The organism is uncultured Aquimarina sp. (genome assembly GCF_947492115.1).
Taxonomy (GTDB): Bacteria; Bacteroidota; Bacteroidia; order Flavobacteriales; family Flavobacteriaceae; genus Aquimarina.
The window spans coordinates 588211-614374 of record NZ_CANLMM010000001.1 but is presented as its reverse complement, the minus strand read 5'-3'; the positions used below and the strand labels follow the sequence as shown (position 1 = coordinate 614374).

At 32.0% G+C, this 26164-nt stretch carries 24 protein-coding genes; 8 read left to right on the top strand and 16 right to left on the bottom strand.

The genetic code is table 11. The annotated features are described in order from the left end of the window. Positions 1-67: 67 nt before the first annotated feature. Positions 68-286: a hypothetical protein gene (locus Q1A73_RS02805; protein ID WP_299601299.1), complete on the bottom strand. Its 219-nt coding sequence runs from the start codon at positions 284-286 to the stop codon at positions 68-70. Positions 287-503: 217 nt separating this feature from the next. Continuing rightward, positions 504-893, bottom strand: coding sequence for a YchJ family metal-binding protein (locus tag Q1A73_RS02800; RefSeq protein ID WP_299601297.1), 390 nt, complete (start codon positions 891-893; stop codon positions 504-506). Positions 894-1262: 369 nt separating this feature from the next. On the opposite strand from Q1A73_RS02800, the gene Q1A73_RS02795 reads away from it, so the two are divergent. Further along, entirely contained in the window at positions 1263-1514 is a 252-nt protein-coding gene (locus Q1A73_RS02795; RefSeq protein WP_299601296.1) for a hypothetical protein, read from the top strand. Between the two features lie 323 nt (positions 1515-1837). Here Q1A73_RS02795 and Q1A73_RS02790 read toward each other — a convergent pair whose 3' ends face one another. Further along, complete coding sequence (locus Q1A73_RS02790; protein ID WP_299601295.1) at positions 1838-2671, bottom strand: DMT family transporter; 834 nt, start codon at positions 2669-2671, stop codon at positions 1838-1840. Positions 2672-2949: 278 nt separating this feature from the next. Between Q1A73_RS02790 and Q1A73_RS02785 the strand changes: the two genes are divergently transcribed. Then, complete coding sequence (locus Q1A73_RS02785; RefSeq protein WP_299601293.1) at positions 2950-3912, top strand: hypothetical protein; 963 nt, start codon at positions 2950-2952, stop codon at positions 3910-3912. Positions 3913-3924: 12 nt separating this feature from the next. Here Q1A73_RS02785 and sulP read toward each other — a convergent pair whose 3' ends face one another. Then, a complete protein-coding gene (gene sulP / locus Q1A73_RS02780) occupies positions 3925-5640 on the bottom strand; it encodes a sulfate permease (protein WP_299602591.1) in 1716 nt (571 codons plus the stop codon). Between the two features lie 149 nt (positions 5641-5789). Here sulP and Q1A73_RS02775 point away from each other — a divergent pair, with 149 nt between their 5' ends. Together Q1A73_RS02775 and Q1A73_RS02770 are read left to right on the top strand one after the other, a co-directional pair. Next, positions 5790-6545, top strand: a complete 756-nt coding sequence (locus Q1A73_RS02775; RefSeq protein WP_299601291.1) for a sulfite exporter TauE/SafE family protein — start codon at positions 5790-5792, stop codon at positions 6543-6545. 71 nt (positions 6546-6616) lie between these two features. Then, on the top strand, positions 6617-7420 hold the full coding sequence (locus Q1A73_RS02770) for an MBL fold metallo-hydrolase (RefSeq protein WP_299601288.1): 804 nt from the start codon (positions 6617-6619) through the stop codon (positions 7418-7420). 17 nt (positions 7421-7437) lie between these two features. Here the strand turns inward: Q1A73_RS02770 and Q1A73_RS02765 are convergent, their stop codons facing one another. Together Q1A73_RS02765 and Q1A73_RS02760 are read right to left on the bottom strand one after the other, a co-directional pair. Continuing rightward, the gene (locus Q1A73_RS02765) at positions 7438-7887 is read right to left on the bottom strand and encodes a cold-shock protein (RefSeq protein ID WP_299601285.1); all 450 of its coding nucleotides are present in this window, start codon (positions 7885-7887) and stop codon (positions 7438-7440) included. A gap of 218 nt (positions 7888-8105) precedes the next feature. Further along, complete coding sequence (locus Q1A73_RS02760) at positions 8106-8894, bottom strand: hypothetical protein (RefSeq protein ID WP_299601283.1); 789 nt, start codon at positions 8892-8894, stop codon at positions 8106-8108. Positions 8895-9062: 168 nt separating this feature from the next. Between Q1A73_RS02760 and Q1A73_RS02755 the strand changes: the two genes are divergently transcribed. After that, entirely contained in the window at positions 9063-9650 is a 588-nt protein-coding gene (locus Q1A73_RS02755) for a pseudouridine synthase (protein WP_299602589.1), read from the top strand. A gap of 40 nt (positions 9651-9690) precedes the next feature. Here Q1A73_RS02755 and Q1A73_RS02750 read toward each other — a convergent pair whose 3' ends face one another. From Q1A73_RS02750 to Q1A73_RS02725, 6 genes are all read right to left on the bottom strand, one after another. Next, a complete protein-coding gene (locus Q1A73_RS02750; protein ID WP_299601280.1) occupies positions 9691-10323 on the bottom strand; it encodes a chloramphenicol acetyltransferase in 633 nt (210 codons plus the stop codon). Then, complete coding sequence (locus tag Q1A73_RS02745; RefSeq protein WP_299601277.1) at positions 10323-11012, bottom strand: HAD family hydrolase; 690 nt, start codon at positions 11010-11012, stop codon at positions 10323-10325. Before Q1A73_RS02745 ends, Q1A73_RS02750 begins: the two co-directional genes overlap by 1 nt. Beyond that, complete coding sequence (locus Q1A73_RS02740) at positions 11006-11587, bottom strand: hypothetical protein (protein WP_299601274.1); 582 nt, start codon at positions 11585-11587, stop codon at positions 11006-11008. Before Q1A73_RS02740 ends, Q1A73_RS02745 begins: the two co-directional genes overlap by 7 nt. A 9-nt stretch (positions 11588-11596) precedes the next feature. Next, a complete protein-coding gene (gene ettA / locus Q1A73_RS02735; protein WP_299601271.1) occupies positions 11597-13288 on the bottom strand; it encodes an energy-dependent translational throttle protein EttA in 1692 nt (563 codons plus the stop codon). A 55-nt stretch (positions 13289-13343) separates the two neighbouring features. Then, positions 13344-13526, bottom strand: a complete 183-nt coding sequence (locus Q1A73_RS02730; RefSeq protein WP_299601269.1) for a CAL67264 family membrane protein — start codon at positions 13524-13526, stop codon at positions 13344-13346. A 218-nt stretch (positions 13527-13744) separates the two neighbouring features. Next, positions 13745-15154, bottom strand: a complete 1410-nt coding sequence (locus Q1A73_RS02725; RefSeq protein WP_299601268.1) for a DNA/RNA non-specific endonuclease — start codon at positions 15152-15154, stop codon at positions 13745-13747. 256 nt (positions 15155-15410) lie between these two features. Here Q1A73_RS02725 and Q1A73_RS02720 point away from each other — a divergent pair, with 256 nt between their 5' ends. From Q1A73_RS02720 to Q1A73_RS02710, 3 genes are all read left to right on the top strand, one after another. Next, on the top strand, positions 15411-17039 hold the full coding sequence (locus tag Q1A73_RS02720; protein WP_299601266.1) for a carboxyl transferase domain-containing protein: 1629 nt from the start codon (positions 15411-15413) through the stop codon (positions 17037-17039). A 138-nt stretch (positions 17040-17177) separates the two neighbouring features. Further along, positions 17178-17975, top strand: a complete 798-nt coding sequence (locus Q1A73_RS02715; protein ID WP_299601264.1) for a hypothetical protein — start codon at positions 17178-17180, stop codon at positions 17973-17975. 235 nt (positions 17976-18210) lie between these two features. After that, complete coding sequence (locus Q1A73_RS02710; RefSeq protein ID WP_299601263.1) at positions 18211-18852, top strand: hypothetical protein; 642 nt, start codon at positions 18211-18213, stop codon at positions 18850-18852. Between the two features lie 116 nt (positions 18853-18968). Here Q1A73_RS02710 and Q1A73_RS02705 read toward each other — a convergent pair whose 3' ends face one another. From Q1A73_RS02705 to Q1A73_RS02690, 4 genes are all read right to left on the bottom strand, one after another. Then, on the bottom strand, positions 18969-20291 hold the full coding sequence (locus Q1A73_RS02705) for a M24 family metallopeptidase (RefSeq protein ID WP_299601260.1): 1323 nt from the start codon (positions 20289-20291) through the stop codon (positions 18969-18971). A 98-nt stretch (positions 20292-20389) separates the two neighbouring features. After that, positions 20390-22636, bottom strand: a complete 2247-nt coding sequence (locus Q1A73_RS02700; protein ID WP_299601257.1) for a TonB-dependent receptor plug domain-containing protein — start codon at positions 22634-22636, stop codon at positions 20390-20392. A gap of 127 nt (positions 22637-22763) precedes the next feature. Next, positions 22764-24875, bottom strand: coding sequence for a von Willebrand factor type A domain-containing protein (locus Q1A73_RS02695; RefSeq protein WP_299601255.1), 2112 nt, complete (start codon positions 24873-24875; stop codon positions 22764-22766). 106 nt (positions 24876-24981) lie between these two features. After that, positions 24982-26097: an AMP-binding protein gene (locus tag Q1A73_RS02690; protein WP_299601254.1), complete on the bottom strand. Its 1116-nt coding sequence runs from the start codon at positions 26095-26097 to the stop codon at positions 24982-24984. Positions 26098-26164: the final 67 nt, after the last annotated feature.

Genomic DNA, 26164 nt, shown 5'->3' with positions numbered 1-26164 from the left:
TCCGCCTAGTTATACGTAGATTGAAAAACCTACAGTAAGTTCTTAATACGAAACCATATCGTATATACTATCGGTGATGTGCAGGTGTTTCTATAGCTGTTGCCACACAACGTCCTAATGTTTCTGACCAAACTTGACCTTCTGCACATCTTCTACCGCCACTGGTTGGGTAATAGATGATATCTGGTATATTATTTTCTGCACCTCCAAGAATTGCTTTCATGTTTTGAAGTTCTTTTGAAGAAAATTTATCCAAGCCCTTGCGTATTAAAAATACTTTTTTCATTGTATTGAATGTTTAGATTTTGCCTACTCTATATGATTTTCGGCGGCCTCATGATTAGTGTGTGCCCACGCGCGCAAATGGACATTACAACATTAAATACACAAAGGATGATTTTGTTACCCTTCTTCGGGAAAAATATTTTATTTGATATAGTAATTTGAATTGATATTGAGGAAGATATAAGTATATAAAAAGAACAATTTAAATATCAAATAGATTATACTACGCCTAAATATACCCAATATCCATTTTCCTTAATAAACTTAGAATTTTCATGAATACACTGTAATGATCCATTTTCGAAGTAAAATGCTTTGAATTCGACCGTACCTTCTGAATCATTTTGAAGACCTTCTTTTGTATTCAAAACTTCCAACTTTACCCATTGAACAGATTTAGCCCATTTTACTGTAGATTTCTTTTCTCTAGCAGAAGGACGTGTTGTACTATGATGACTATGTTGCAAATAATCTCCATTTGCAACGACAAAAGCACTATAACGAGATCGCATTAAAGATTCTGCAGTTAGAGCATTAGTTATATCTAAATGAATTTTATGACAACAAGCCTTGAATGAATCCAACTTTCCGCAATAACAGTTATTCATTCTTTATGAGTTTTCTTTAGATTGGTTTACTCTATTTACAATTTCTTTTAACCTTGCAACCCTCAATTCTTTCTCTTTTCGCAATTTGTTCTTTTTGCGATCCATGAGTTTTTTATGCTTTGCTTTATTGAGAGTATTTTTTGCTTTTCCCTTTTTAGGCATTATTTGAAGGTTTATGTTGCAAAAATAACAAAAGCATTTCTAAAGATTAAATTAAACAAAAGAGCGTTCAATTATCATAAAATAAACTGAATTACAACTATTTACTAGTAATAAATGGGGAATTTTTAATTTTTTACACTTTTTTATTTGATTTATTACGGTTTTTCCGTAGTTTAGTCTTGCCTTAAATCTTTAAAACCATTGCTTATGCATAAAACTACTCTTGAGAAGCGATTTAATTCGCAAAATTTAGCAGAAAAATATCGTCATGTTTGGAACAAAGGTATTCACCTTTTTTCGATCAATGATGCCAATAGAGACTTCTATTACAGTGTTTTTTACATTGACTTTCTATTCGCGGAAATTATATATAACAAATTAAATGGTGAAATAATCACTATTAAAAGTTTTACAGATAAAGCAAAACTAATGTATTACCTAAGAGAAGATTTTAGTTAGCCATATATTATTATTGAGTATATGAATGCAGTAATCTTAGTTTAGTTTCTAGATTAGAACATTTTGCCCCAACAATTGTCGAAGTCTGATTTTTAAGTGATTAAATGATTAGTTAATTAGTTAGTTAGTTCACCAAACGCTCTGTATTTCATATGCTCATTAATAATGAGATAAAAACATTTATCCAAAACTATTGTAACATATAACTCAACTATTATATACATCGTCGTAAATACCCAAGAAACGTTCATGATACTGATACAAAAGTTCATGAGCGTTTTGCTTTTTAATAGAAGTAAATCCTATTTCTTTTTAATCATGAATTATTTGGATTTATAGAACATATTCAGAACTAGTCCAGTAATCACCATAACCGTTCCTAGTACGCTAAGAATTGGATAATTATCTCCAAAAATAAATACTCCAGCAATCATGGTAAATATTACTTCCATATATTTCAGAGAAACAACTTTATTAGTCGCTTGTGATTGAAATGCTTTTGTCATAAAAAGCTGTCCAAAATAACCAAAGACTCCTAAACTTAATAACAATGCCCACTCTGCTCCTTGAGGTGTTTTAGTCCATTGAAATATGGATAATATCCCGCCCAAAACCGTAGATATCCACATAAAATAATTAACAATAACTACTGGATGATCTCTTAAACCGATTTTATTTATTAATACATAAACAAAACCACTAAACAAGGCGGATAAAACAATTAATAATAATCCGAAAGAATTAATCTCTGTATCAAAACCTTTTATAATTAAAACACCACTAAAAGCAATTAAAAAGAAAAGCCATTGAATATGCTTTACTTTTTCCTTTAAAAATAAGACGGCCAATAAAGTTGCAAAAATTGGAGAAAGATATCTTAAAGATACTGCTGATCCTATTTTAAGATATTCTACAGACATAAAAAAAAGTCCCATAGATGTTACTCCTGCTAATCCACGTAGTATCAACCATTTTTTCTGATTCCCTAATATAGGAATCTTGTGATGTAGCAAAAAAGGCATTGTAAAAAACAATGTTCCTATAGATCTAAAAAAAACTAATTGATACGCACTAAAACCTTCTAAATACTTAACGAGCAGATTCATTACAGTAAATGAAATTGTGCTAAGAATCATAAAATAAATTGCCTTCTTCAAATATTCTCCACTTTAAAAATTTGAAACTATTTTTTATCTGGTTTTAGAGTTCAAATATAGAATTAGTTCATAGATAATCCTTTAAAACATAAATGCATTATTCTTAAAAAATGGATCTTAAATAAGAAGAGTTATAATTTTATGGAGCGGTTTTTGTATAATTAATAATAAGAAAAACAATGATTTTATATATTTTGAGTTATTAATAAAACCGGTTAAAAGTTGATATTAGATTATTTTTATTAATTTTAACTACTATTTAAGTCCCTCAAATCCCTATGAAGAACGTACTCCTACTGTTGGTATTACTTGCCAATCAGTGTATTTACAGTCAAGTATACACTATTCAAGACGCAGGTGAAAAATTCCCTATTTCTTATGCGACAATTTCATTTGGTAATGGAAATGGACTCTTTGCGGATGAAGACGGAGTATTTGAGTTTTCAAAAAAACGATACAAGGATATTGATTCTATCTATATTTCTGCTTTAGGGTATAAAGAAAAAGGAATTAGCACAAAAAATTTACCGAAAATAATAGAGTTAACACCAGACGTAGCACAATTACAAGAAGTTGTAGTAAAAGCCGAAAATTTAGGTAGATATAAAACAAAAAGGAAAGGATCCAAAATACACGACGATTATTTTAAATGTTGGTTACCTACAGTAGAATCTGAAATTGCGGTGTTCTTTCGACGAGATCCGTTAAAATCAACTAAAATTGCATCCGTTTACTTACCCGTAATGATGGAATCTTCTAGAGGATCTTCTGGTAGGAAGCAAGCATTCTCTACCTTGTTTAAAATGCAATTTTATAGGAATGATAATGGGTTTCCAGGAAAACGATTAGCAGGTGATGATATTATTTTTAGAATCACTAATGATGATAAAACGAATTTCGAACTTGATATTTTAGAACATAAAGTTTTTATTCCCAAAAATGGTGTTTTTGTTTCTATTCAAGTTTTGGGTTACACCGATAAAAATGGAAAACTACAGCATACTAAAAAATATCATGAAGTCGAAACTCGTAAAGGTATCGTAAAAGTGTCCACTACATTTAGGCCTTTGCTACCGTTTACCAATAAAATTGAAGATAATATCACATTCACAAGGAGAATATTTTTTAAAAATAGAACTTGGCAACGGTTTGATGAGAAATACAGCGAAAATAATATGCTCATTCAAAAAGGATTTATGAACTATGGAATGGGCTTAAAAATGCATGTATATGAAAAATAAACCTTATTTTACTTAGTCTAGAAAAGATCTCTTTTTATTGTATTGTACGGCTACTTCCATGGATTTTTTCTGAATGGTTTTATGCTCTGTAAAATCTACAGCGTCTTCGATATTCAGGAAATTATGTTGAGCACCCAAATTATCCGTAAAACCTGATCTTTTCAAAAAATCACGAACAGGTCCAATTGTTCCAGAAATTAGTAATTGTATTCCTTGATCTTGTAAATAACGATGAACATCTTCTAGTATATGCAGCCCTGTACTGTCTATATCATGAATATTAGTACTATCCAAAATCAAAAATTCTGGCGATTCGTCTCTTTTCTTTATCTGTTGAATCATCGCTTCCTTAAAATAACTCGTATTGGCAAAATACAATTGATCATCGAATCTTATAATCAAGTATTTCGAAGATCTTTTAGCATCCGGAAATCTTTTAATATTTCTATAATAATTAGTATTCGGGATATTTACTAATTCTGCAATATGCGGTCTAGAACTATAATACTGTAAGAAAATATATGACAAAATAACACCAATAAAGATCCCCTTCTCTACTCCAAAAACAAGTGTTCCTAGAAAGGTAATAAACATAACTATAAATTCTCTTCTTCTTAATTTGAGAAGGTACTTTGCTTCAGAAATATTGATTAAACCAAATACAGAAACTAATATGATCGAAGCTAAAACCGCTTTGGGAATGTAATAGAAAAAAGAAGTTAGAAACAATAAAGAAATTACTACCATAAAGGCGGTAATTATAGACGAAACTGTAGTTTTTCCGCCTGCTTCGTCATTAATAGCAGATCTACTATAACTTCCTGATGATGGAATCGCTTGAAAAAAAGCACCTATCACCTTAGCAATACCTAAGGCTAATAATTCTTGATTAGGATTTACGGTATGATCACGATTTTTCATCTCCAGTGATTTTGCGATCCCTATGCTTCCTACGTATCCAATAAATGTAACCGTCAAAACAGAAGGAATCAAAGCAATCATAGAATCATAATTCATATCAGGAATACTAAAAGAAGGCAGTCCTTTGGGCACATCCTCAATAACTGAAAGTCCTAAATTTTGTAAATCAAAAATTATTGTAATAACCGTTGTAACCACCAAGACAAATAAAGCTCCCGGAAAAGATCTTTTCCATTTCTTAAGAACTAACATCACAAAAATAGATCCTAAACACATTCCTAATGTAATAAAGTTCACGGAAGAAATATGTTGCACTGCATACCATAAGGATTGATGCACATAATCAAAATTAGGAATTTTGATACCCAACGACTCACCAAGCTGTGATATGATAATAATAATGGCTGCTGCAGAAATAAATCCAGAAATCACGGGTTGGGAAATAAGATTTACTAAAAACCCCATTCGCAATAAACTCAATATTATTTGTAATAAACCGATTAACAAACCTGAGAAAATTACCAAATTGGTAAACTCATCTGTAAAAGGAGTCGCTATCTGGCTCACTCCGCTCATTACTAATATTGCTGTTACCGCAACAGGACCAATACTTAACTGTCTGGAGGTTCCAAATAATGCATAGACAATCAATGGAATAAGACAGGCATATAATCCAAAAATTGGAGGAGTTCCCATTAACAATGCGTATGCAATCGCCTGCGGAATAAGAATAACTCCTACCGTAACCCCTGCTACTACATCAGCACCAAAAGTGCCCTTTTTATAGCCTTTAACTGCTTCTGAAATTGGAAGTATTTTGTGGATATTTTTAACGTCTATTTTGGTTTTTGTTTGCTACTGTAAATCTACAACAGTTTACGATTTTATGCCAATTGATTTTAAAAAAGCAATTATATTTTATGGTTTTATTTATTTTTGAAGTGTAATAAAAACTAATGAACGATACATTACTTTTAATTATTCTAGCATTGATTGGCTTCTTTGCCGGAGTTATTAACACCATTGCGGGAGGAGGATCTTTACTTACATTACCAATGCTTATTTTTATGGGGTTACCACCTGCAGTAGCAAACGGAACCAACCGCATTGGTATTTTTATACAAAGTATTACATCCGTTGCTGGATTTAAAAGCAAAGGAATAAAACCTTCTATTTTAAGTGTTTATTTGGGTATATCTGCATTAATCGGATCTTTAATAGGTGCAAAAATTGCGATTGATATCAAAGGTGAAACGTTTAATAGAATATTGGCGATTATTATGCTAATCGTAGTTCTATTTATGGTTTTTAAGCCCAAAGTTGATCTTGCCAATATTGCTGAACGCACCCAAGGAAAGTATAAGTTGCTATCCATAGTAGTTTTTTTTATCATCGGCATTTATGGAGGTTTCATTCAAGCAGGAGTTGGGATATTCATTCTTTTAGCATTAACCTCTATTAACCGCTTAAACCTTGTAAGTTCAAATGCCGTAAAAGCATTAGTCGTTTTTATCTACACTATTGGCGCACTAGCAATTTTTGCTCTTAATGATCAAATCGATTATTTATATGGTCTTGTCCTAGCATTGGGAAATGCTTCTGGTGGTTGGATTGGAAGTAGATGGTCTGTTAAAAAAGGGGACGGTATTGTAAAGGTATTTTTAGTGGTGATGGTTATTGCCATGGCAATTAAATTATGGATAGATAGTTAATCTTACATTAAAATGTTTTCGATTCTATGCTCATTTTATACCTTGTTGAGATAACTAAACCTTAAAAGTTTATGAAATACTATATAACACATCCCCTATTATTAGTTTTCACTATATTTCTTTTTAGTTGCAATTCTAATACCAAAGAAAAAAATAAAGATAATAACGTTCCTACTGATGTTGCTGAGAATAATACTAAACCAATTTCTGATTTGAAAATTATTCCTATTCAACATGCTACTACGGTTCTGGAATACAAGGAGCACACCATTTATATTGATCCTACTGGTGGTCTTAACGCATTCAAAAATCAAAAAGAACCTACAATTGTATTAATTACGGATATTCATGGAGATCATATGAATATTGAAACCTTAGATAGCTTGGATTTATCTAAATCTAAAATTGTAGTGCCACAAGCAGTAGCGGAGAAGCTTCCTGCAAATTATACCAAACATCTGTTGATTCTAAATAATGGTGAAACAACAGAGGTAAATGGTATTTCTATTGAAGCTATACCAATGTATAATTTAAGAGAAGAAGCTCTAAAGTTTCATAATAAAGGAAGAGGAAATGGTTACGTTATTACATTGGGTGGAGAAAGACTATATTTTTCTGGTGATACCGAAGATATTCCTGAGATGAGAGCTCTAAAAAATATTGACAAAGCTTTTGTTTGTATGAACCTTCCTTACACCATGACAGTAGAAAGTGCTGCAGATGCGGTTTTAACTTTTAAACCAAAACAAATATATCCCTATCATTATAGAGGAACTCAAGGTTTAAGCGACGTATCAAAATTCAAAGAAATTGTAAATACTGGTAATAAAGAAATAGAAGTAGTTCAATTAGATTGGTATCCCGATATAAAGTAAATACTCTTAGGAATTAATTATTGCTTTTTAACCCTAACTGCATTTAATCCTTTTAGTCCCATTTCTAATTCAAAAGTAACTTTATCTCCTTCTCTTACTTCTTGCATTAGACCGTTGACATGAACAAAATATTTCTCTTGTGATTCTTGTTCTGTTATAAAACCATAACCTTTAGATTCATTAAAAAAAGCTACTCTACCCTTTTTTATTGGATCCTCTTCTACATGCTCTTTTTTAGGAATCGCTATTTCTATATTTTCAGCCTTTATCTTTTTCTTCTTGGAAAGATCTGGAGGCGTATCAGAAAGATGTCCATTTTCATCGACGTAAGCAATCATATTATCAAAACCACTACCCTTTTTCGAATTTGCTCTACGTTCTTCCTTCTTTTTTTGTTTTTCCTCTCGTTTTTTTAACTTCTTTTTTTCTTTTTCAATCTTACTAAAAGTCTGTTGTGATCTACCCATATCATTTTTTTAAAGTATTTTACAAGTCATCGAAATACTTAACAGAAAATTATACAAGGGTTAATGACATCACCTAATAATTGGTCTCATTAGCGGTAGAAACGACGAAGTATAAAATTTATAATTATACTTATAAGCTTACAAAGATATACTATACACATGAATTAAAGGTTATTCTAAAGAATTAAAACCATATTTTTTAATAAACAATGTTTTTCTTATCGTTCTCTAAAGCGATGTATTTCTGTACTGGACAACATTCTACTTGTAAATGCAGGACATCTTCTTAATGCTGCTCTAGTTTCTGAACTTCTTTGCAAATCTGATGATCTATCTCCATATAGATGCACTGCAGGAGACATGCTACTATAACATATAAAATACATATATGCATTACAAAGAGCTTCTAATCTTCCTGGATTCCTAGATACTCTGGTATTAGATAATGTTTCTCTATCCGCTGCGGAGAAATAGCGATAACTAATTTTACCCGAATGGGTCATCACATGACCAATTTCATGCATTAGAGTTGGTATTATTCGGAGATTTTGATTTCTCCATAATGCGCCATAGGTTATTATTATACCATCACGCTCATCAAAAAAATCAGTAGTACGGTCATCATAAATTGGATTTAAACCACCAGTATATCTTTCAGAATTTCCTCTTCCTGCAGAATTTGAAAATATAATACCTTCTGGTTTTCGTTGTTTTAGCCACCTTAAATGACCAGAAGGAATTAAATCCAAGGTATTTTCTACAATAGAAACATCCGACAATCGAACACGATAAATATTGATATTAACATGATTTCTAGAGGTATACATTATATTAACCAAATCTTCATTAGAAATACTCTGGTAATAGCCTCTAACAGGATCACTTTCCCAATTTTCTAGTAGATTAGGACCAAAATAATTCGGTTCTTGGTTTCTTCTTCTTCCTGAAGCATACCCTCCAACTATAATATCTTGCCGGTAAGGCTGTCCAATAAATTGAATTGACATAATAACAACTATTTAAAAATAATAAATCACATCTGATTATTAATTAGTTATAAAATGTTTATAAAAGTAAACATGATCGCTTTAAACATTCTATAATCATAACTACATTTGATGCTAGTAATTAAAAATATTTTATCTGCTATAGGTATTTGTTTCACCACTATCTCTATGAATAACCACAAGCACTTTAAAATTTATAAACCATACGGATATCTTAGTCAGTTTGTAAATAATGGTCAAAAACAAAATTCAAAACGATTATTAGGTGAATTATACGATTTCCCGTCGGGTAGTATGTCTATTGGTAGGTTAGATGAAAAATCAGAAGGGCTTTTATTAATTACTACCGATGGTAAAATAAGCAACTATATATGCAGTAGTGGTATTGAAAAAGAATATTATGCGCAAGTAGATGGTGCTATTACAGATGAAGCCATTGCAGCATTACAGAATGGAGTAGAAATTGGTTTCGATGGAAAAAAATATATGACTAATCCCTGTAAAGCTTTTAAAATAAAATCAGTTCCTAATTTTCCAGAAAGATCAAAAAAAATACGAGATGATCGACACGGGCCAACTAGCTGGATATCCATTATATTACAAGAAGGTAAATTTCGACAAGTTAGAAAAATGACATCCGCTGTTGGTTTCCCTACATTGCGTCTAGTTAGAGTTCGAATAGGAAGTATTCATTTAAATCAAATGGGTATTGGTGAGATCATAGAAATAGACACATCTACCATCACATCTGATTAATTTATATTATACACGTATAACTTTGAAACCTTTGTATATTTTATTCATTTAATAGTCGTTGAAACTCTTCCAAAAATAGTCCAACATGGTATCCATCCATTAGAGCATGGTTTACATGTACAGAAATTGGCAAACTAATCTTATCATTTTCTTTAGTATATTTCCCAAAAGAAATTTTTGGGACACTATCTCTGTATGTAAAATGTCTTGCATGAGAGATACTACTAAAATTGTACCAAGGAATTGAAGAAATATGTAAGCTATCTAGTCTTTTGGCATCATCATTATGACGTAATCCTATTGAATTCTTTACTGCTTCTATTTCTTTTTGCCCATTGTGAACAAATACTTTAAAATCAGAATGATATTCTATAAAAGAAAAACCAAAAGTATGATCTTCTCTTCCAATCGTAGAAGAAGCATGTACTTGATCATACTCATATACTTCTCCATCTTCGATTCTATATCTAAAAGGTTTTATGTTGTTGGCTGCCTTTACCGCTTTATGTAAGTAATACAAAAAATAAGAATAATTATGATCTTTTACCGTTTGATAACCTTTTGAAAAATCAATATTAGATACAATTCCAAAAAAAGGCTCATCGAAACCATTAAAGAAGTCAAAGTGTTCTTTTCTGTTCCAAGTAGAAAGATCTAATTTTGTTTTTGTCATTACAAATAGTGTAGTAATTCTTTAGAATGCGTTAAACTTTTAAAATTAGGGTGATCAATGGTTCCATTATGAACTTCGTGCGCCCAAGTTGTATGAAAAGGAATATGGAAAGCATGCGCTCCTATATTTAACACTGGTAAAATATCAGACTTAAGAGAATTACCTACCATTAAAAATTCCGACTTGTCAATATCTAAGTGATCTACCAATTTCTGATATTGTTTTTCAGTCTTATCGGATACAATTTCTATATGATGAAAATACTTTTCCAAACCTGATTTTATCAACTTTCGTTCTTGGTCAAGTAAATCCCCTTTAGTAGCCATTACTAAACGATATTTCTTTGATAAATATTCTAAAGTTTCTTCAATACCTTCAATTAATTCCACTGGTTCTTGCAACATTTTTTTTCCTCTTTCTATGAGTGTTTCAACCAGTGAAATATCCATGTTCCCATTCGTTATTCTGATAGCAGCCTCGATTAACGAAAGTGTAAACGGCTTAATACCATATCCATACAAACCAAGGTTTTGCATTTCTATCTCAAAGAGTAATTTATTTGCTTCTTCCTTTGGAAGATGTGCTGACACTAATTCGCAAAAATCCTCTTCTGCCTTTCGAAAAAAGGTTTCATTTACCCATAAGGTATCATCGGCATCAAACGCAATTACTTTTATATTACTTAACATTTGGTATTATAATATTGAATTAAAGGTTCCAGAGACTCTATTCTATCTCCAAAATAACCATCATCAATTTTCGAAATTACATCAGGACAATCACCAAAATATTCTTTCAATTGATTTCTAATTTTCTTGAATTTTAATCTTGATCGGACCTGAGTAACTTCCGCTTCTCCTTCTTTACATATAAAATAAATAGAATAAACGGACACTGCATCAGTTCCAAAAGCACTAGATCCCGATTCCCTCGAAATATAATAGCATTCAACTTTTCCAGATATTGCTTTTGTTAGTCGTAGTGTTCTATCTGTGCCTTTTAACTGCTTTAAAACATACAAACCTTTATCATACTCCTTTCTACTTTCAAAATTTAAGACCGTTTTTAAATGTTTGTATTTATACGTCTTCTTTTCGTTGGACTCAGCATTTCTAAAAATAAGTCTATTTAAATCCCAAACAACTACTTTTCCTCTTATTTCTGTACCATCTTTAAAAACTAAAAGATGAGGATATTCTTCTTGTGCAGAAATTTCTAAGGAGAATAATACAAATAGAACTACACCTAAAATTCGTTTAATCATAAACGTCTATTATCTAACAAGCTTTTTATACTTAATACGTTTTGGCATTAGATCACCTCCTAAACGTTTCTTCTTATTCTCTTCATAATCAGAGAAACTTCCTTCGAAGAAGTATACTTGTGAATCCCCTTCGAAAGCTAAAATATGAGTACATATACGATCTAAAAACCAACGATCGTGAGAAATAACAACTGCACATCCTGCAAAGTTCTCCAAACCTTCCTCAAGAGCTCTTAATGTATTAACATCAAGGTCGTTAGTAGGCTCATCTAAAAGTAGCACATTACCTTCTTCTTTTAAGGTCATTGCTAGATGTAGCCTATTTCGTTCTCCACCAGAAAGTGTAGAAACTTTCTTATTTTGCTCACTACCTCCAAAATTAAATCGACTTAGGTAAGCTCTAGAGTTCACTTCTCTTCCTCCCATCATTACTAAATCCTGTTCGTCACTAAAGTTTTGCCAAATAGATTTTTCAGGATCTATATTCGCATGTGATTGATCAACATAAGCAAGTTTAGCGGTTTCTCCTACACTAAAAGTTCCTTTATCAGGAGTTTCTTCTCCCATGATCATTCTAAAAATAGTAGTTTTACCAGCACCATTAGGACCTATAATACCAACAATTCCCGCTTGTGGTAATTTAAAATTAAGATCTTCATACAACAGTTTATCTCCATAGGCTTTACTAATTCCTGTTGCCTCAATCACATTAGTTCCTAATCTAGGCCCGTTAGGGATATAAATCTCTAATTTTTCGTCAAGCTGCTTTTGATCTTGACTCATTAATTTATCGTAATTCTTTAAACGCGCTTTTTGTTTGGTTTGCCTTCCTTTTGTTCCCTGACGTACCCACTCTAACTCACGTTCTAATGTTTTCTGTCGTTTAGAAGCCGACTTACTTTCTTGCGCAAGACGTTTTGATTTTTGATCCAACCAAGATGAGTAATTCCCTTTCCATGGAATACCTTCTCCTCTATCCAATTCTAAAATCCAACCTGCCACATTATCTAGGAAATATCTATCGTGAGTAACTGCAATAACAGTACCTTTATATTGTGCCAAATGATGTTCTAACCAATGAACAGATTCTGCATCTAAGTGGTTGGTAGGTTCGTCTAAAAGCAATACATCTGGTTCTTTTAGTAATAATCGACATAGTGCTACCCTTCTTCGTTCTCCACCTGATAATACTTCGATTTTCTTATCTGGTTCTGGAGTTCTTAGGGCATCCATCGCAATCTCTAGTTTGGTATCAAGTTCCCATCCGTTTCCTGCATCAATTTTATCCTGTAGTACAGCTTGACGATCCATTAGCTTTTGCATTTTGTCAGCATCACTATACACTTCTTCAAGACCAAACATATCATTGATCTTATTATATTCATCCAACACAGCAACCATTTCTGCAGCACCTTCTTTTACTACCTCTAATACGGTTTTATTTGGATCTAATTGTGGTTCTTGTTCTAGATAGCCTACAGAATAATCTGAAGAAAACACAACATCACCTTGATAATTTTTATCAATTCCAGCAATAATTTTTAATAGTGTAGATTTTCCCGAACCGTTCAATCCAAGAATACCAATCTTTGCACCATAGAAAAAACTTAGATAAATATTTTTTAAAACTGGAGTATTTGCGCTTTTATACGTTTTTGTAACTCCAGACATAGAAAAGATAATTTTTTTATCGTCTGACATAAGCCCTAAATTTTAAGAATACTATTGTTATATATTTTGCGTCGAGAAAAGAATGTTAAACTCTACCTTTTAAAGCATTAAAAACCCAAGCATTAGCAAGAAATCCTACTCCAACTGCAGCAAATCCCCATCCAGAAACATGACGATACCTAAATGCACCTAATGCGATTAATCCTAATCCTACTATAACCATTATAAAGGTAGCCCAAGCTAATACCGTATTTTTATTCATTCCCATAAATCACAAGTTATTTAGTTAAATAGTTTTGATCTCTAAAATCAAAAACAGCATACAAATATCGTCAATTTATCATCAAAAAATAGCTTTTTTACAACTTCTTGACTTCTGTAATCATCTTATTCTTTGGTAAACAAACACTTATGTATTCTTACTAATTAAAATAGGGGCTTATAAAATCATAAACCCCTACTTTTTATATATAATCAAGAGATTTTCTAGCTTGAAGGTCCGCTATCTACAACTGATTCTATTACGGATTCTATAGAATTAGTAATATTTTCAAATAAATCATACCCTGTTAAACTTTCAATAGTATCGACTGAAGTTCTAAACTGAGTCCAATCACTAGTAATTCCCTGATCATTGGGTACATTTATAGCGATAACTCTGGTTGATGTTGTTACGCGATTGATGTCATTTGTCCCATTTGGTAATATCAATGCTACTTTCCAAAAGGAGTCAGGAACGGTTATGTTACCTCCATCTATAGCTGTAGCAAAACCATTTCCACCAATACCACCACTACCAGCAACTCCAGCAATGATATGAACCTCATTACCATCCAACGTTAACGATCTTAAATAGCTTTCAAAATTTGCCCAACTTTTACGATTATTGTCTGGTGCCTGAGGAGCAATATTACTCATGTAATAAGTATTTTCATTAGAATCTTCTGAGCCATTTCTATCAGCAGATGGACATAAATGCCCTCTATCAAAACCTGAATTTGTATAGTCACTAGATGTTGCTCTAAAAAAACTACTTGGTAAATCATTGTCTCTTTTAAAACAGTTGCATCTAGGAGTATCACCTGTCCAAGCACTACTTAAATGCCAACTTACCCAATTAGCCGTTCCGGTGCTATTATTATAGGATAACGAAAAGTCTGGTTTAGAAAGGTAATAATTGGTTGAACTTGTGCCCGCATCAGAAGGATTTCCAAAAGTTATATTACTATCTATACCTGGACTAGATCCGCTATTGGTATCGGTAATAATTTCAACATTATCAATATTGATTCTATTAGATCCTCCCGAAAGTTTTTGTATTCCATATCGTACACTTGAAGTTTCATTAACATCAAAAGAAACCGTATTTAATGTTGTCGAATTTGTGGTAATTGTACTTCCTACGTAATACCAAGAACCACCATTATCATATGAAGCAATTAGTCTCCAAGTAGAATCACCATCATTACCATACTTGGCATGACGAATTCTAATAGTTTCTGCACCATTATCCATATTAAAGGACATGATGGCATAACCCGTATTTCGAATTCTAACAGACTTAGATTGATATTTTCGATCATTAGACAAACCACCTAATAACGCATCGCTTAAGTACCAATCCCCTGATGAAAGACTAACGCTGGCACCAGCATAACTAGATTTAGAACCAGATTCATAGGTTTCTATAAAACCCTCTTGTGTTTTAAAATGAAAGCTATAATCGTGTGGGCCTTCATTATCGTACAAAAAAGTTCCTGCTTTGAATTCTCCAATTATTGTATTGGAGACATTTTGTATTTCCGCATTATAATTATCATCGTCTATGTTACAACTTGTAAAAAAAATAGCACATGATAATATCCATAAAGTAGGATTTGCTTTCAATAATTTCATAATTGATTCAGATTAATAGTTAATATATTGTTATACAGTGGATTAAAATATCCATAAAACTACCTGTATACTGTTAAGTATCTGATAATCAAATGTTAGCAAACTGTTACGGAAATGTTATAGACTCTTAATATTGGAGATAATTAATTAACATTTTAGAAACTTTTTTGAAATGATTCTAAGCAGTTTTTGGTTTTATTATTAATGATTTAAAAACTCATTGATTTTTGTATTTTCGTGCAAACAATACACACAAATGGATTTAAACTTCAATAAAAACGAAGACCACAATAAACTGTTAGTATCTGCCTTGCGTCAAAAGCTTGCAAAGGTTAAATTAGGTGGTGGAGAAAAAAGAATTGAAAAATTACACGCCAAAGGAAAAATGACGGCAAGAGAAAGAATCGAATATCTATTAGATGATGATTCTAAAGCTATAGAAATTGGTGCTTTTGCTGGTGATGAAATGTATCCTGAACATGGAGGTTGCCCAAGTGGCGGTGTAGTTATTAAAATAGGTCATATTAGTGGTAAACAATGTATAGTGGTAGCTAATGATGCTACCGTTAAAGCTGGTGCATGGTTTCCAATAACTGGAAAGAAAAACCTAAGAGCACAAGAAATTGCAATTGAAAACAGATTACCAATTATCTATCTTGTAGATAGTGCTGGTGTTTATCTACCTATGCAGGATGAAATTTTTCCGGATAAGGAACATTTTGGTAGAATTTTTAGAAACAACGCTGTAATGAGCAGTATGGGAATTACTCAAATATCTGCAGTAATGGGAAGTTGTGTTGCTGGAGGAGCCTATCTACCTATAATGAGTGACGAAGCTCTAATCGTAGATAAAACAGGAAGTATTTTCTTGGCTGGTAGCTATCTAGTAAAAGCAGCAATAGGAGAAAGTATAGACAATGAAACCTTAGGTGGTGCTACTACGCATTGCGAAATTTCTGGTGTAACAGACTATAAATCAAAAGACGATAAGGATGCTTTGGACACCATTAAGAATATAGTTTCTAAAATAGGAGATTTTGAAAAAGCAGGATACAATCGAGTACCATCTGTAAAACCTAAAATGAATCCTGAAGAGATCTACGGAATTCTGCCGAAAGCTAGAAATGAGCAGTATGATATGATGGAAATTATTCATCGTTTGGTTGATGATTCTGATTTTGAAGAATATAAGTCCGGATATGGACAAACTATAATTACGGGGTATGCTCGTATAGATGGATGGGCAGTTGGAATCGTGGCAAATCAGCGTAAAGTTGTAAAAAACAAAAAGGGAGAAATGCAATTCGGAGGTGTTATTTATTCTGATTCTGCAGATAAAGCTACCCGTTTTATTGCCAATTGTAACCAAAAAAAGATTCCGTTAGTTTTTCTACAAGATGTAACTGGTTTTATGGTGGGCAGTAAAAGTGAGCATGGTGGTATTATAAAAGACGGTGCCAAAATGGTAAACGCAGTAAGTAACAGTGTAGTTCCTAAATTTACAGTTGTTGTTGGAAATTCTTATGGTGCAGGAAATTATGCTATGTGTGGAAAAGCTTATGATCCAAGACTTATTTGTGCTTGGCCGAGTGCTGAATTAGCTGTAATGGGAGGTGCGCAAGCAGCCAAAGTTTTATTACAAATAGAGACTGCATCTCTTAAAAAGAAAGGTGAGGAACTTTCTGATGAGGATGAAAAAGCATTATTTGATAAGATTAAAGCACGCTATGATAAGCAGATTTCGCCATATTATGCAGCAGCGAGAATCTGGACTGATGCTATTATTGATCCTTTAGAAACAAGAAAATGGATTTCTATGGGTATTGAAGCTGCCGATCACGCTCCAATAGAAAAACCTTTTAATCTTGGTGTAATACAGGTGTAATCCTATAATTTTTGTAAAAAAAAGGGATTTCAATTGTATTGAAGTCTCTTTTTTTTATCTAATGGTAATTTATGACCAATTGTAATAAATAAAAAATAGTTTCGTTTTGAACATAATAACTCAAAAAAAATATCAATAATGAACAAAGTATTTTTAAATTTAAAAGTAGTTCTTGTTGCGGTTATGGTCGGACTATTTGTGGTAAGTTGTAGCGACGATGATAGCAATAACACCTCTGCTGTAGACATTACTCAGGAAGATGTAATGAAAAGCTTGGAGGTAGAGAAAATATCTAACTTCATAGATGACATGACGTTGGATAATATTTCTATGAATAGATCTAGTAGCGAAATTTCTTCAAAAATTGGGAAACCAGGATGTGCAGATTTTAGTATTACAGATACTGGGTATACACTTACATTTACAGACTGTACAAATGAAGATGGCGAAACGATTAGCGGTGCTATCAATGTTTCTGTGGTAATGGAAAACAATACCGTGACTACAACTATTACATTTGATAACTTAAGTTATGCAGGTAATTCTGTAAATGGAAGTAAAAGCACTACCTATTCTATAGATACGGATGCTGGTAATTTCGTGTATGCGGTTACATCCGACTTATCTATTACTTTAGCCGATGGAACTACAGCTTCTGAACAAGGAACTAAAACATATACTATAAATGGATTCGGATCGGGTGACGCTTCATATACGATTGGAGGAAGCTGGATTGTAACCTTAGGTAGTGATAGTTACTCTTTAGCTACGGACCCTACATTAGCAGGAACTTTTAGTTGTGGATATATTACTAGTGGTACCTTAGTAATGACTAAAAATGCGTTAAGTGCCTCTATTGATTACGGAGATGGTACTTGTGATAATAAAGCAACGGTAACATATCCTGACGGAACAACAGAAGAAATAGAGTTATAAAGATTTTATAACCTCATAAAAAGAAATCCCTAAGAAGTATATATTTCTTAGGGATTTTTTATTCATAGAAGTCTTAAGCTATATGTATCAGTGTTTTATGTTTAACCAAACAAAAGCAAATTTATAAATTTGATGTTGCTTTCCTTTTAACTTATAGTATTTGAAGATAGTTTTATACCCGTATTCAAGCCGGCAGAAACACAAATCGTTTATTAACAATTTATATGAAACTATCATGAAAAATATTTTCAAAAAGCTTCTTTTATTATTATTACTAGTAGGTGCAATTAGTTGTCAACCAGAAGAAGATCAATTATTAGAGGAAAATTTAACTTTAGAAGAACAATTAGAGCTACAATCATCAGAAAAGAATAATGCCGACTTTAGAATTGTATGTTCTATAGAGGGAATTCCTCCAGGTTATGTAGTGGAAGAGTATTTAACTTTAGGAAACTGCCCTAATTATAATTTATTTTTAGGTAGATATAATGCTGCTTTTGTATCACGAGATGGAACACCAAAAATTTCTCGAGCGGGAGCTGGATGTGATGACAATTATTGTATTTGGATTGTGGGTAGTAATTTTGAAGATAACGCATACGTCGATATTAGAACTACCACAGGTTCAAACATTATCGGAACTTATAGAGGTAGTGATCGCGTACAGTATGTAAATGCACAAGGCCAAGATGTAATCACTTTGCGTCTTCGATCACAATTGGAGCGAAACGAATTTGCAAGTAGAGGATTGAGGATTTGGGTTGTAAATCCTGAAGCTGCGAAATGGGCGGATGGAAGAACCGTAAGAAGACCTGGTGGAAACGGAAATGGAGATGATGGTGGTCCTGGAGATGACTGCAACCCTATTTGTCCATAAGTAATAATTATTGTCTTATGAATTATAAGACATTTTAATCACTAAGAATTGTAATTATATCTTATCGTTAATGAAGAGCGAGATGATTTCACTATTATCTCGCTCTTTTGCGATAATTATTGCCTTTTTGGTATAGTGATTAGCTCAGTTTGTCTCTTATTTACATATCTAAAACCTTTGGATCCCCAAAAGCCTGCTTCCTCCAACATAATACGAATATCCTTATTCCATTCTGGAATCGTCACAGTAGTATTTAATTCTATCGCATATACTGTATTCTCGAATAAAGGATAATCACCGTTTACGGGAACTCCTCCTTGTGAATCCCACATTCCTAAAGTAGTACCCGAAGAGTGTCCGTACAATCCTAAAGGGTGTGTATAAATAGCAGGTTTAAGACCTTCTGCTTTACCTTCTGCTAAAGATTCTAATAAAATCTCATTTCCTGTTTTACCTGTTTTAAAATTGCCTGTAAAAATATCTTGAACCCGATTACCATCGGCGAAAGCTTTTTTCAAATATTCTGGTGGTCCCATTTCTCCATTCTTAAGAATATATGCATGCTGCTGGCAATCAGTATTCAATCTAAGGTAGGTAATCCCAAAATCACAATGAATAAGATCTCCTTGTTTTATGATTTTATCATTTGGTCGATTTGAAAAAGAAACGATATGATTTTCTAACGGCTCATCCATTCGTTGTATATCTACTGTAGGATGAAACCAGGTTTCTAATCCCATATCGGTAACTTTTTGTCTTAACCACCATACTACATCATCTGTAGTAGTAGTACCTGGCTTTACCACTTCGGTACTAAAAGCTTCAGCGATAATATCATGTGTGATTTGTACTAATTCTTTATAGATTTCCATTTCCTGTTCGGTTCTGGTTTCTATCCAAGCAATTGCTAATTTTTCTGCTGAAGTAACCTTTGATTTATACGTTTCTGGAAGCACTTCCATAAACTCTTCATAATCAGTCTTTACAATACCATCAACAATACCAAAATGCGTAGAATAATTTACCCCAATATTTTCTGGTTTTCTTTTTTCGATAATATCTACCAATGCCTTCCACTGATCAGGCTGTTTTTCTTTGTCCCAAGCGGAATCAATGTATTTTCCAACATTATATCTGGCTACAGCCAATTGTTCTATGGTATTCTTTTCCTTATCTCTGTAAAAAACTAAAATGGTTCTACGTCTGGCATTTAGCCATTTAGCAGGTAACATCGTTTTTAATACTGGATCTTCATTATATTCTCTGGAAATTAAAATCCACATGTCAAAACCAGTTCTATCCATTAATTCGGGCAATAATGTATTAAAGCGATCAGCAAGTACCTGATCTATTACCTCTGCTCTATCTCTTTCGGGAAGAATCTGTGCTTGTATGTCATGTAAAAAAATAAGTAAAAGTAAGATGGGTAGTTTTTTCATTTGTGTGATTTATTAAGCAGGAATAAAAATATTATAAAAAAAAGACACCCACAACGCTTTGCAGATGTCTCTATAAAAAAGTATTTAGTTCTTATTTGTTAATTTATAGTAAATGAAGCAAATATTTGATTTTTATTTATTGTATCTAGGTTTATTAAATACGATTGCAATTTCTGATTTTTTGTTCCGAATTGGGTATAAACCTTTACTTTTAGAAATTTAGGGTATTTTTTATTGGGTGTTTGACTTTCTGGAACAGTTAGGTTTAAAAACCATTTACCACTTTTTAACTCAGATAATAGATATTCATCAGACAGAAATCCTTGATTAATTTCATTATTGATTGTTTTTCCATTGGTTTCTTTCGTATGACTAAGCGTAAAGAAGTGTTTTTCGGGATTAATATATTGTATTTCAAATTCCGTCTGAGGATGAGACCATTCCGTTACTACTCTTAATTTATATTTTGGCAATAGAAAATTAGATTTTTTCACTTTCTTTAAATCCCAAGTTTGATTTCTATTAGCAAGAAGACTTTTAAAATCATTATTAATTTGACTTTTAATACCTTCAAAAGATTTGACTTGATGAATCTTAGTTGTAGACATTTTTTGAAAAAGATCTACCGAGTTTTGATACTTTTTACTATCAAAATAATTGTTCGCCAAGTCCAAATAATTCTGTGAATCCTTCGGTGAAATTTCTAAAATCCTTTGATAAATTTTTTCTCCATATTCTAGCAAGCCATGCTTTTCTAAATGAAACGCTAATACTCTCAATACCGAAGTGTCTTCTGGAAACAATTCTAACAGATTCGATATAACTCTAAAAGCTTTTTTTTGATCATTGTTATCAAAAAAATAAGACGACGATTCTATAAAATAACTTACATTATCTTTATTTACATTTAGACGGCTGACATAATGATTATAAGAATCATCAATTGATTCAAATTTTTCAAGCATTAAATAAAAATTGGAAGGTTGTTTTTTTGTAATATTTAATGGTGAAGTAAAACTTTTATATACTATATCATTACTTTCATTTGATTCTTTATCCTTTTCCTTTAGTTTTAGAGAAGCCATTTTTGTTGTAATTAAGACAACACCATTATTCCCTAGAGAACCATATCTATTAGTCGCAGCTAGTCCTTTTAGTACTGTAATATCCGCTATAATATTAGGATCAATAAAATTCATATCTACTTTGGTTTCCAAATCGACTCCGCTTCTAGATAACTGTACTCCGTCTACTATAAAAACAGGATGATTTGTTAGAAGAAAGGAGCTGAATCCTCGAATTATCATCTGTCCTGCATCATTATTATTTCCCATTCTTACTCCAGCAAATTCACCAGCCATAGACTCTCCTAGTGTCCTATTTGCTTCTGTTATATCATCTGAGGTAATATTGTTTACTGCATAACCAAGAGACCTTCTACTTACTCTACGATCACCAATTAGAACCATTTCCATGCCAGCTTCTGACTTTGATTTAATAATAACTGGATCCAAATCAGTGACATTCCTAGTTAAGGTTACGTCTATATAGTTATCAATTTCAGTAATAACTTCTGCAGTTTTCATATTAGTATAACTATACACTAATACATCTCCTTTTTTAACAAGAATCTTATAATTTCCTAATTGATCTGTAATTGTACTTTTGTTTTTACCCTTAATTGTGATATAAACATCTTGAAGTGGATTACCTTCTGTATTACTTACTCGACCTTCTATAAGATTCTCTTCTGACTTTTTATCCTTATCACTAACAAAAATAAGTTTTGGCATAATTCTATTCTCCTTTATTGCAGCAATAGATTTTTTAATATCATGTTCCAATAAATTCACATAATATCCTTTATTGTAATATGCCGTTTCGTGTAAAAACTTTTTATTAATTCTTTGAACACTACTAATTGTTATAATTCTAGGAGTATAAAGTTTACTTTTTATGCTTCCCAAATTGTTTCTACCATCTGTAAAAAACAATAAAAAATCTTCTGTACCTCCAATGTCCACCAAACTAAAGTCTGAAGCTCCATCATATTTGACTTCTCTTATGGTTTTGTATAATAGACTTTTATCAGATGACGACATAGTAAATTGTTTATCAGATGTCCTCGAGGTATTAAAAGTAACTAACCTAATATTAGACTTTGGATAAGATTTCAAAAAAGTATCAAGAAATTTCAACTCTTTGTCAATGTCTTTATTTGTTAATGACAGGGAAGCATCCCAATATATTACAATACTCTTTTCATTAAAATTGTTAGCTAATAATGTATTGTAAAAAAACAGTGAGCAAAGAAATAAACTCGTAATGATTATTCTATTTTTCATTGAATTTCTATTTTAAAGGAACTTACTAATTATTAATAACATTAATATATAAAATGTTACGTCTATAATAAAAGAACACTCACAATGTATTGCGAGTGTTAGTAGTAAAAATTCGGTTAAATTTTTATTACAATGTTTGATGGCTGTTCATCAATCGTACGAACTCTGCACGATATCCTTGCGGATCACTTGATTTATTCTCCTTAGCTAATGTAATAATATCGTTAATATCATCATTTACAAGATATTTAGATTTACGTATTTTCATTCCAAACCATGCAACAGAAGCGGCAAAATTAAAATCTTTTGAAACCTCTTTGTTATTTGTATTTAAGATATGCACCAGTTCAATACTTTTCTTTTCTTGTGGTCTTTTATATCTAAACTTTACAGTTAATAGTTCATCTCCAAAATCTTTGTTATTCTTGGTATCTGTATACTTTAATTCTGGAATATACTTTAGAAACTTACTTTTTACTCCCACAGGAATCACTTCGTATAATGCTGTTACGGTATGCCCACTCCCTAATTCACCAGCATCTTTAGTATCATCAACAAAATCTTCATCTTGTAGCATTCTATTTTCATAGCCAATTAATCGATATGCTTGCACTTTTGATGGATTGAATTCAACTTGAATTTTTATATCTTTAGCTATCGTATATAACGTACCTCCAAACTCTTTTCCTAAGATTCTCTGTGCTTCTTGCATTGTATCTATATAGGCATGATTTCCATTTCCTTTATCAGCTAAAGTCTCTACTTTGCTGTCTTTATAATTCCCCATTCCAAAACCTAGACAAGTAAGAAACACTCCTGATTTTCGCTTTTCTTCAATTAATGTTTTCATATCCTTATCACTACTCATCCCCACATTAAAATCACCATCTGTTGCCAAAACAACTCTATTATTACCATCCTTTATAAAATTCTCTTGAGCTATTTTATATGCAAGTTCTATACCTGCTCCACCTGCTGTAGAACCTCCTGCTTCTAAATTATTTAATGCTTGGTTAATTTCGCTCTTATTAGCTCCAGATGTTGGTTTTAATACCATTCCGGCAGCACCTGCATACACCACAATAGAAACTTTGTCTTTTTCTCTTAATTGATTTACCAATAATTTAAAAGCTCTTTTCAGCAATGGTAACTTTTTTGGAGAATCCATAGAACCAGAAACATCTAGCAAAAAAACTAAATTAGAGGCAGGAATCTGATCCTGTGGCACTTCTTTTCCTTTTAAACCAATCTTAACCAGTTTTGTATCAGTATTCCAAGGAGTATTTCCATATTCGGTATGAATAGCAAAAGGATGATCACCTGTGGGTTGTTTATAATCATAATCAAAATAGTTAATCATCTCTTCTATTTTAACAGCATCTGCAGGTATTTGTTGACCATTATTAATCATTCTTCTAACATTACTATATGAAGCTTTATCTACATCTATAGAAAAGGTAGATAATGGTGACATCGTAACTTTTTCAAAATTATTCTCCACTATCTCTTTATAAGATTCATTATTTTCAATCTTATAGTTTCCTTTATGTGTAGTAATTATAATACAACCATGCTTAGCTTTTGATCCATAAAGTGATTTTGCTTTTTTATCTTTTAAAATGTTTATGCCAGAAATATTATTAGGATTAATATTTTGAATCTTAGCCACATCTTTTTGAGCTACAGGAACACCATCGACTATATATAATGGTTGCTTTGTCGATAAATTACTACTTGCGCCTCTTATTCTTACAGAATTATTTGCTCCTGAATTACCAGCTAATTGTCTACCAATTTGTTTTCTTCTATTTTTCCGACGGTTTTTTCTTCTTTTAGAGCTACGTTTAGAAACAGACTCTGCAGAAATTGTAGAAACAGAATATCCGAGAATCTTGCGTTGTCTTTTAACTGCTTGGGCAGTTATAACGACTTCCTCTAATACTGCTTCATCTGCCATCATAACAACATCGATAACAGAAACTCCTTTTTCTACTTTTATCTTTTTAGTAGTATATCCTACGAATGAAAATTCTAATACGTCATTTAATTTTGCTTTTATAGCATAATTTCCATCAAAGTCCGTGTTGGTTCCCGTTGCAGTTCCAAAAATTATAACATTTACACCGGGAAGAGGATCTCCAGTGTTTTGATCAGTTACAGTACCTGTTATCGTAACTTCTTGTGCATATGAAATTCCTATTGTTAGGAAAAACATCATAAAATAGTGTAGTGCTTTCATAATTGATTAATTTCTTGATTATGAAATAAAACTACTTTCTTAGCTTATTTCTAACAAACTATATTGAGGGAAGTGTTCTTTTTGAATAGGGAATAGATATCATCGCTTAGGATAATTTATGGGTAATCAATTCCAGAGTTTTAGAACGTTGGACCTTACCATTATCAGTTTCTATGAACTGCGATAGGAAGAATATTTCTTTAGGAGTTTCATATCTGGTTAAAATTTCTAAATGCTTCATAGCATCTTCTAGAGTTTCCTTAACTCCCTTATCATAATCACGTTCAATAACCAATACGAGTTTTTCCCCTAATTGATCATCTGGGATTCCAGAAATAAAAAATCGATGCCCTATTAATAGTTGAAGTTTAGTTTCTATTTCTTCTGGATATAATTTAATTCCACCACTATTAATTACATTATCAAATCTACCTTTCCAAAGAAATTTTTTATAGGTTTTTAATTCTACAACGTCATTTGTAATTATCGTTTCCTCATTAAGCTGTGGCGCTTTTATAACTAAACAATTACGATCATCTTTTGCTAATGTAATATTGGGTAATGCTTTAAAATACTTAGCATCTTTTTTATCCTTCTTTTTTGGATTTACTCTTCTCGCAGCGATATGCGTAATAGTTTCTGTCATTCCATAGGTTTCAAAAATCTTTGTTTTGACACCTTGAAGTAGTTCCTTAAGGTTTTCAGGAACAGTACCTCCACCCACAATCAATTTTTTAATAAGATGCAAGCGATTGATAGAGTTATCTAATTGTAAAGGAACCATTGCGCAAAAATCGTATTGCTTGTATACAGTATCCAAAGGGTTCGTTTTAGGTGGTACCAAATCAATCTTCCATCCTAACACCATTGCTCTAACCAACATCATTTTTCCTGCTATATAGGTTGCTGGTAAACATAATAAAGCAGTGGTTCCTTCTTTAACTTTAAAAAAAGATCCTGTGGCTAAAGCACTATTAACCATATGCTGTTTAAAAATTTTGATCTTCTTAGGCTTACCAGTAGAACCAGAGGTTTGTACAACAATATGATCTTTTTCATTTAGCCAATCCAAAAGAAAATTACCTACCTCCTGCTCGTAAAACTCTCCTTCTTTAATGAAATTATAGGCAATACGTTGCAATCCCGAATTATCGAGATATTGCTTATTAATACTGAAGTTTTCATGTATCTTAGGAATAGAAAAAGGCTCTTCTGTTTGCATACCCAAATTTCAATTTTCTTACATAGCTATGAGTTATCTTTACGTAAATTGTGTATTATCATTTTGT

Coding starts and splice junctions, on each gene's coding strand:
- Q1A73_RS02805 (WP_299601299.1), bottom strand. CDS start 286: ATGAAAAAAGTATTTTTAATACGCAAGGGCTTGGATAAATTTTCTTCA.
- Q1A73_RS02800 (WP_299601297.1), bottom strand. CDS start 893: ATGAATAACTGTTATTGCGGAAAGTTGGATTCATTCAAGGCTTGTTGT.
- Q1A73_RS02795 (WP_299601296.1), top strand. CDS start 1,263: ATGCATAAAACTACTCTTGAGAAGCGATTTAATTCGCAAAATTTAGCA.
- Q1A73_RS02785 (WP_299601293.1), top strand. CDS start 2,950: ATGAAGAACGTACTCCTACTGTTGGTATTACTTGCCAATCAGTGTATT.
- Q1A73_RS02775 (WP_299601291.1), top strand. CDS start 5,790: ATGAACGATACATTACTTTTAATTATTCTAGCATTGATTGGCTTCTTT.
- Q1A73_RS02770 (WP_299601288.1), top strand. CDS start 6,617: ATGAAATACTATATAACACATCCCCTATTATTAGTTTTCACTATATTT.
- Q1A73_RS02765 (WP_299601285.1), bottom strand. CDS start 7,887: ATGGGTAGATCACAACAGACTTTTAGTAAGATTGAAAAAGAAAAAAAG.
- Q1A73_RS02760 (WP_299601283.1), bottom strand. CDS start 8,894: ATGTCAATTCAATTTATTGGACAGCCTTACCGGCAAGATATTATAGTT.
- Q1A73_RS02755 (WP_299602589.1), top strand. CDS start 9,063: ATGAATAACCACAAGCACTTTAAAATTTATAAACCATACGGATATCTT.
- Q1A73_RS02750 (WP_299601280.1), bottom strand. CDS start 10,323: ATGACAAAAACAAAATTAGATCTTTCTACTTGGAACAGAAAAGAACAC.
- Q1A73_RS02745 (WP_299601277.1), bottom strand. CDS start 11,012: ATGTTAAGTAATATAAAAGTAATTGCGTTTGATGCCGATGATACCTTA.
- Q1A73_RS02740 (WP_299601274.1), bottom strand. CDS start 11,587: ATGATTAAACGAATTTTAGGTGTAGTTCTATTTGTATTATTCTCCTTA.
- ettA (WP_299601271.1), bottom strand. CDS start 13,288: ATGTCAGACGATAAAAAAATTATCTTTTCTATGTCTGGAGTTACAAAA.
- Q1A73_RS02730 (WP_299601269.1), bottom strand. CDS start 13,526: ATGGGAATGAATAAAAATACGGTATTAGCTTGGGCTACCTTTATAATG.
- Q1A73_RS02725 (WP_299601268.1), bottom strand. CDS start 15,154: ATGAAATTATTGAAAGCAAATCCTACTTTATGGATATTATCATGTGCT.
- Q1A73_RS02720 (WP_299601266.1), top strand. CDS start 15,411: ATGGATTTAAACTTCAATAAAAACGAAGACCACAATAAACTGTTAGTA.
- Q1A73_RS02715 (WP_299601264.1), top strand. CDS start 17,178: ATGAACAAAGTATTTTTAAATTTAAAAGTAGTTCTTGTTGCGGTTATG.
- Q1A73_RS02710 (WP_299601263.1), top strand. CDS start 18,211: ATGAAAAATATTTTCAAAAAGCTTCTTTTATTATTATTACTAGTAGGT.
- Q1A73_RS02705 (WP_299601260.1), bottom strand. CDS start 20,291: ATGAAAAAACTACCCATCTTACTTTTACTTATTTTTTTACATGACATA.
- Q1A73_RS02700 (WP_299601257.1), bottom strand. CDS start 22,636: ATGAAAAATAGAATAATCATTACGAGTTTATTTCTTTGCTCACTGTTT.
- Q1A73_RS02695 (WP_299601255.1), bottom strand. CDS start 24,875: ATGAAAGCACTACACTATTTTATGATGTTTTTCCTAACAATAGGAATT.
- Q1A73_RS02690 (WP_299601254.1), bottom strand. CDS start 26,097: ATGCAAACAGAAGAGCCTTTTTCTATTCCTAAGATACATGAAAACTTC.